Consider the following 5,226-nt stretch of genomic DNA (forward strand, 5'->3'; position numbering starts at 1 on the left):
CTCGCCGTGGGCCGCGGCGTTGCCGATGTAGTCCTTGTACGCATCCTCCCGAGTCGTCTCGATGACGAACTCCTGCGTGGCCGAGTCGTAGGTTGCCACGGTCGCCACCGCGGCCACGTTGGAACCGTGGCCGTGCTCGGTCATCGCGAAGCAGCCGAGCAGCCGGCCGGCGACGATGTCGGCGAGGTAGCGATCGTGGTGGCGCTCGGTCCCCAGCTGGAGGATCGCACCGCCGAAGAGGCCGAACTGCACACCCGATTTCACCAGCAGCGACAGGTCGCCTCCGGCCATCTCCTCGAAGGCGGCGATGGAGGCGCCGACGTCACCGCCCCCGCCGTACTCCTTCGGGAACCCGAGCCCGGTCAGGCCGCTCGCGGAGACGTCCAGGAGCACCTCTCGAACCCGCTCGCGATACTCCGCCCGGGGCAGCTCCTCGACCTCGTCGAGGAAGTCGGCCCGCTCGGCGAGCGCCTTGCGTACGTCCTGTCGGACCCCGGCGTAGCGGCCGTCGAGAAGTGAGGTCAGTGATGTGGCATCGATGGCGGTCACGCCACCAGCCTAGGGTCTGATTGGAAACTCGGCGCCGAGCCAGACGTCGTCCAGCGTGCGTCCTGGCAAGGCGCCGCCTCGAAGGCATACCGGGTGTCTGTCGAGAGGCGGCAACGCCGCCAGGGCGTGCGCTGGGCGGCGTCTGGCCGGCGCCTTCCGAGTTTCAAACAGGCCCTATGCCCCGACCAAGCCCGGATCAGGTCAGCTCGTGGGCGACCTTCGACTCGCGGTCGGCGATCTGCTCGGACTCCGCGACGAGCCGACGCACGCCTTTGCGCTGGAACTTCTGGTTGGCCGCCAGCCCGCCGAAGTAGTACGCGACGAGCGCGATCATGCAGCCCGCGATGTCGTCGGCGAGGTAGTGCCAGCCGAAGTAGATCGTCGCGACGACGGTGATCCCGAAGTTGATCCACCCGGCCCAGCGGGCGATCTTGTTGTTGATCGTGGCCTGGATCATCAGGGCCATCAGCAGGGTGATCCCGCAGTGCAGCGAGGCGAAGCCACCGACCGACTGCACCACGTTGGCGTCGACGTCGAAGAGGACGTGCTGCCGGGTGAAGACCAGCGACTCCATCAGGGCGCTCGTGGGCGTGTCCGGCAGGTCGGCGTAGAGGTATGGGTAGTTCAGGCCCGGGCCGACCGTCGGCAGGCAGTAGTAGGAGACGGTGCCGAGGATCCAGGCGATGCACTGGGAGCACACGAACCAGTAGCCGTAGGCGAGGTTGCGCGACCACACCAGCCAACCGGCGACGGCGAACGGCACCAGCGGCAGGAACCACATGTAGATGTAGGAGAGGAACCAGGCGACCCAGCCGGTGCCGAGAACGTCGTGGAGCAGGATCGCCGGGTCGGCACCGAAGAGCACCGCCTTGTCGATCAGGTGGAGCTCGTGGTCGAACTCGTAGGTCTCCGGCACCACGAACGGCAGGAACGACTTGAGGTTCCGGTAGCAGACGTAGACCAGGTAGAAGCAGACGATGCCCATCGCCACGAGCGTCAGCCGCTCACGGGTCCAGTGGGTGCGGACCCGCTCCTTGAAGATCGGGCCCATCTCCCGCCACCGGAACCGCGCCAGCCAGAGCGTACGCGGCACGAGGTCGACGAGGAGCGCGGCTCCGACGAGGAGGGGAAGACGGAGCCAGGACGGTCCGAGGAAGCCCTCCGGGTCGAGCATGCGCTTGTCGACGATCTGCGCGGTCACGACTGCGATCAGACCGAAGATCAGCGCGCTGCTGACGAGAAAGATCTGAGCGCGGCGATACATAGCCGCTAATTCTAAGTGGCGGGCGGCTACCGTGCCCATTCCTGAGCGCACCACTCTTTAGTCAGGACCCGGGGATGGCCAGGCGGTTCGGCTCGACCCGCAGTCCGACCCTCTCCCCCGGCGCCGGCGCCGAGTCGGCGACGGCGTCGACCTCACCGACGTCGTCGAGACGTACGACGAGCCGATGCTGCTCCGGCGTAGCCCTGGCCGAGACCACGGTGCCGGTGAGCGGGCCGGCCGGGTCGGCGGCGAAGGCGGAGCGGCGCAGCGCCACTGCTCCGGCCGGCTCCATCCCGGCGGCCTTCAGGACCGTGTACGCCGCCGGCCCCTCGAGCACGCGGGCATAGCCCAGGAACAGGGCTGCCCAGGTGTCGATCGGCGTGGCCCACACCTCCTGGAGCGTCCCCTCCTGCACCAGGTGTCCGTCACGCAGGAGCGCGATCCTGTCGGCCACCGCGAACGCCTCCTCCTGGTCGTGCGTGACCATCAGCGCGGTGGTGCCGGCCTCGTGCAGGATCCGGCGCAGGTCGCCCGCCAGACGTTCCCGCAGTCCCGCGTCGAGCGCGGAGAGCGGCTCGTCGAGGAGCAGCAGCCGCGGCTCGACCGCGAGCGCCCGGGCGAGCGCGACCCGTTGCCGCTCACCGCCGCTCAGCGTGCCGGGAAGGCGGTCCTGGTAACCACCCAGACCGACGAGCTCCAGCAGGTCATCGACCCGCTTCCTGCGTTCGGCGGTCGGAATGCGGCGCAGCCGCATCGGGTAGGCGACGTTGTTCGCGACGGTCAGGTGCGAGAACAGCTGTCCGTCCTGGAACATCAGCGCGAACCCGCGCTTGTGCGTCGGCACCCCGCGCAGCGCCCGCCCGTCCCAGCTGATCGCCCCCGTCGCCGGCTCCAGCCCGGCCACGGCCCTCAGCAGCGTCGACTTCCCCGACCCCGACGGCCCGAGCAGCGCCAGCACCTCCCCGTCGGCCAGCTCCAGGCTGACGTCCTCGACGGCGGTCTTCCCGTCGTACTCGACCGACACCTCACACAGCGACAGCATCGCAACCTCGATCCTGCCGAGACGTCAGGTACGTCGGCCGAGACGTCAGGTACGTCGCTCGAGATGGCACCGTCGCGACCTCTCGGCCGACGCGAGTGACCTCTCGGCCGACGCGAGTGACGCCTCGGCCGACGGGAGCGACTTCTCGGCGTACGTTCACAGTGCTCCGATCGACGGGACGCGTAGACGCTCGACGAGGAGCATCACGACGGCGGTGGTGGCGGCGAGGACACAGGCGGCGGCGAGAGCCATGCCGTAGTTGTCCGAGCCGGGACGGGACAACAACCGCAGGATGACGACCGGGAGGGTGGGACGCTCCTCGCGAACGAGGAAGGAGGTCGCTCCGAACTCCCCCAGCGAGGCCGCGAACGCGAAGCCCGCGGAGGCGAGGAGCGGCTTCCAGACAGCAGGTACATCGACGGTCATGACCGCGCGCAGCGGCCCGGCCCCCAGGCCGGCGGCGGCCTGCCGCAGCCGGTCGTCGACAGACGCCAGCACCGGCACCAACGTCCTCACCACCAGGGGCAGCGCGACGAGAGCCTGAGCCAACGGCACCAGCCAGGGCTCGTCGCGGAAGTCGAGCGCGCCCGATCCGAGAGTCAGGTAGAGCCCGAGCCCGAGCGTGACCGCGCTGACCCCGAGCGGGACCATGAAGAGCCCGTCGAGAACGGCGCGCACCCGCCGCTCGGCACGGGTCCGGGACCGCCGGGTCACTGCGAACGCCACCAGCAGCCCGAGCGTGAGCGCGATCACGGACGCCTGCACCGCGACCGCCAGAGACGTCGCCAGCGCGGTCGTGACCGGGACCGGCAGCGGCGGGTCGAAACCAGGAGTCTGCAGCGCCGCGTAGTTCCCCAGACTCCACCGGTCGTCGACCCGCAGCGACCCGAGCAGCAGGGCCAGCAGCGGCCCGGCGACCAGCAGGACCAGCACCGACGTCGACAGCAGGACAGGGAGGTCGCGCAGCGAGACCCGGCGGCGGCGTACGACGACCCGCGACTGCGCGGGGTCGGCCACCGAGCGCAGCCGGCCGGCCACCACCAGCAGCCCGATGACGACCACGAGCTGGAGTACCGACAGCACCGCGGCGCCGGGAAGGTCGAACAGCGTGAAGGTGAGCTTGTAGATCTCGGTCTCGACGCTGTTGTAGCGAACCCCGCCGAGGGTGAGCACGATCCCGAACGCGGTGGCGCAGAAGAGGAAGACCACCGAGGCCGCGGACACGATCGCCGGGCGCAGCGCCGGCAGCGTGATCGTCCAGAAAACACGAGAAGGCCCCGCCCCCAGCGCGGCCGCGGCCTCCCCCGGGCGGGGGTCGAGCGACTCCCACGCCGCCCCGACCGCCCGGATCACGACGGAGGCGTTGAAGAAGACGAGCCCGAGGATGATCGCGGTCGGCGTACCGTCGAGCCCCAGCCCGGCCAACAGGCCGGCCTCGCCGATGAGCTCACGGAAGGCGACCCCGACGACGACGGTGGGGAGTACGAACGGCACCAGCAGCCCCGCCCGGATCACCCGCTGCAGCGGAAAGCTCAGCCGGTGGAGGGCGAAGGCGGCCGGCAGCCCCAGCGCCACGCTGAGAACCGTCGCCAGGCCCGAGGACCACAGCGTGAACCAGAGCGCCCGCTGGACCTCCGAGCGCTGCAGCACCCGGATCGCGGCCGCAGGGTCGAACGAGCCCGACGCGAACAGACCACGCTGCACCATCCCGGTGACCGGCAGGACGAAGAAGACCGCCAGCACCGCCACCGGGAGGGCAGCGAGCGCGACCAGGGTTGCGACGCGTCGAGTCGAGCTCCCCAAACGAAAAGTCACCGTGCGATCGTGTCACTCCAGGTCGCCAGCCACGCCTCACGGTTCTTCTCGATCTCCTCCGGCTCTACCGAGAGCGGCGAGGTCGGCTGCTGGGCGAACTTCGCCCACTCGGCCGGCAGCTCGACGCTCGAGGAGACCGGGAAGACGTACATGCTCTCCGGCAACGCCCCCTGCACGCTGTCGGAGAGCATGAAGTCGATCAGCGCCTGCGCGCCCTCGGGGTTGTCGGCGCCCTTGAGCACGCCGGCGTACTCGACCTGTCGGAAGCAGGTGTCCAGCAGCGCCTTGGTCGACGTCTTGCCGTCCTTGACGGTGAAGGCCGGCGAGGAGTCGTACGACACGACGATCGGCCGGGTGCCCTTGCCGCCGCCCTGGGTAAAGTCGGAGTAGTAGGCCTGATCCCAGCCGTCGACGACCTTGGTGCCGTTGTCCATCAGCTTGCCCCAGTAGTCGGCCCAGCCGTCCTTGCCGTACTCGGCGACGGTCGCCAGCAGGAACGCCATCCCCGGCGTCGACGTCGCCGCACCTGGGGCGACGAAGAGATCCTTGTACGCAG

The 5,226-nt window shown here is 69.8% G+C and carries 5 protein-coding genes; all 5 read right to left on the reverse strand.

Annotation, left to right across the window (positions count from 1 at the left end; genetic code table 11):
- Window positions 1-549, reverse strand: a 549-nt coding sequence (locus ABZZ22_RS26745) for an acyl-CoA dehydrogenase family protein (RefSeq protein ID WP_354938521.1), incomplete at its 3' end; no start/stop codon positions are given.
- Between the two features lie 196 nt (window positions 550-745).
- Window positions 746-1,813, reverse strand: coding sequence for a phosphatase PAP2 family protein (locus ABZZ22_RS26750; RefSeq protein WP_354938524.1), 1,068 nt, complete (start codon window positions 1,811-1,813; stop codon window positions 746-748).
- Window positions 1,814-1,874: 61 nt separating this feature from the next.
- Window positions 1,875-2,855, reverse strand: a complete 981-nt coding sequence (locus ABZZ22_RS26755) for an ABC transporter ATP-binding protein (protein WP_354938527.1) — start codon at window positions 2,853-2,855, stop codon at window positions 1,875-1,877.
- A gap of 156 nt (window positions 2,856-3,011) precedes the next feature.
- The gene (locus tag ABZZ22_RS26760; protein ID WP_354938530.1) at window positions 3,012-4,670 is read right to left on the reverse strand and encodes an ABC transporter permease subunit; all 1,659 of its coding nucleotides are present in this window, start codon (window positions 4,668-4,670) and stop codon (window positions 3,012-3,014) included.
- The coding region (locus ABZZ22_RS26765; RefSeq protein ID WP_354938533.1) for a thiamine ABC transporter substrate-binding protein at window positions 4,667-5,226 on the reverse strand (560 nt) is incomplete at its 5' end. The genes ABZZ22_RS26765 and ABZZ22_RS26760, both read right to left, overlap by 4 nt.

This window comes from Nocardioides sp. NPDC006273 (genome assembly GCF_040613495.1).
Classification (GTDB): domain Bacteria; phylum Actinomycetota; class Actinomycetes; order Propionibacteriales; family Nocardioidaceae; genus Nocardioides.

Excerpts from the sequence above, each read along its gene's own strand:
- ABZZ22_RS26750 (WP_354938524.1), bottom strand. The coding sequence starts at position 1,813 with ATGTATCGCCGCGCTCAGATCTTTCTCGTCAGCAGCGCGCTGATCTTC.
- ABZZ22_RS26755 (WP_354938527.1), bottom strand. The coding sequence starts at position 2,855 with ATGCTGTCGCTGTGTGAGGTGTCGGTCGAGTACGACGGGAAGACCGCC.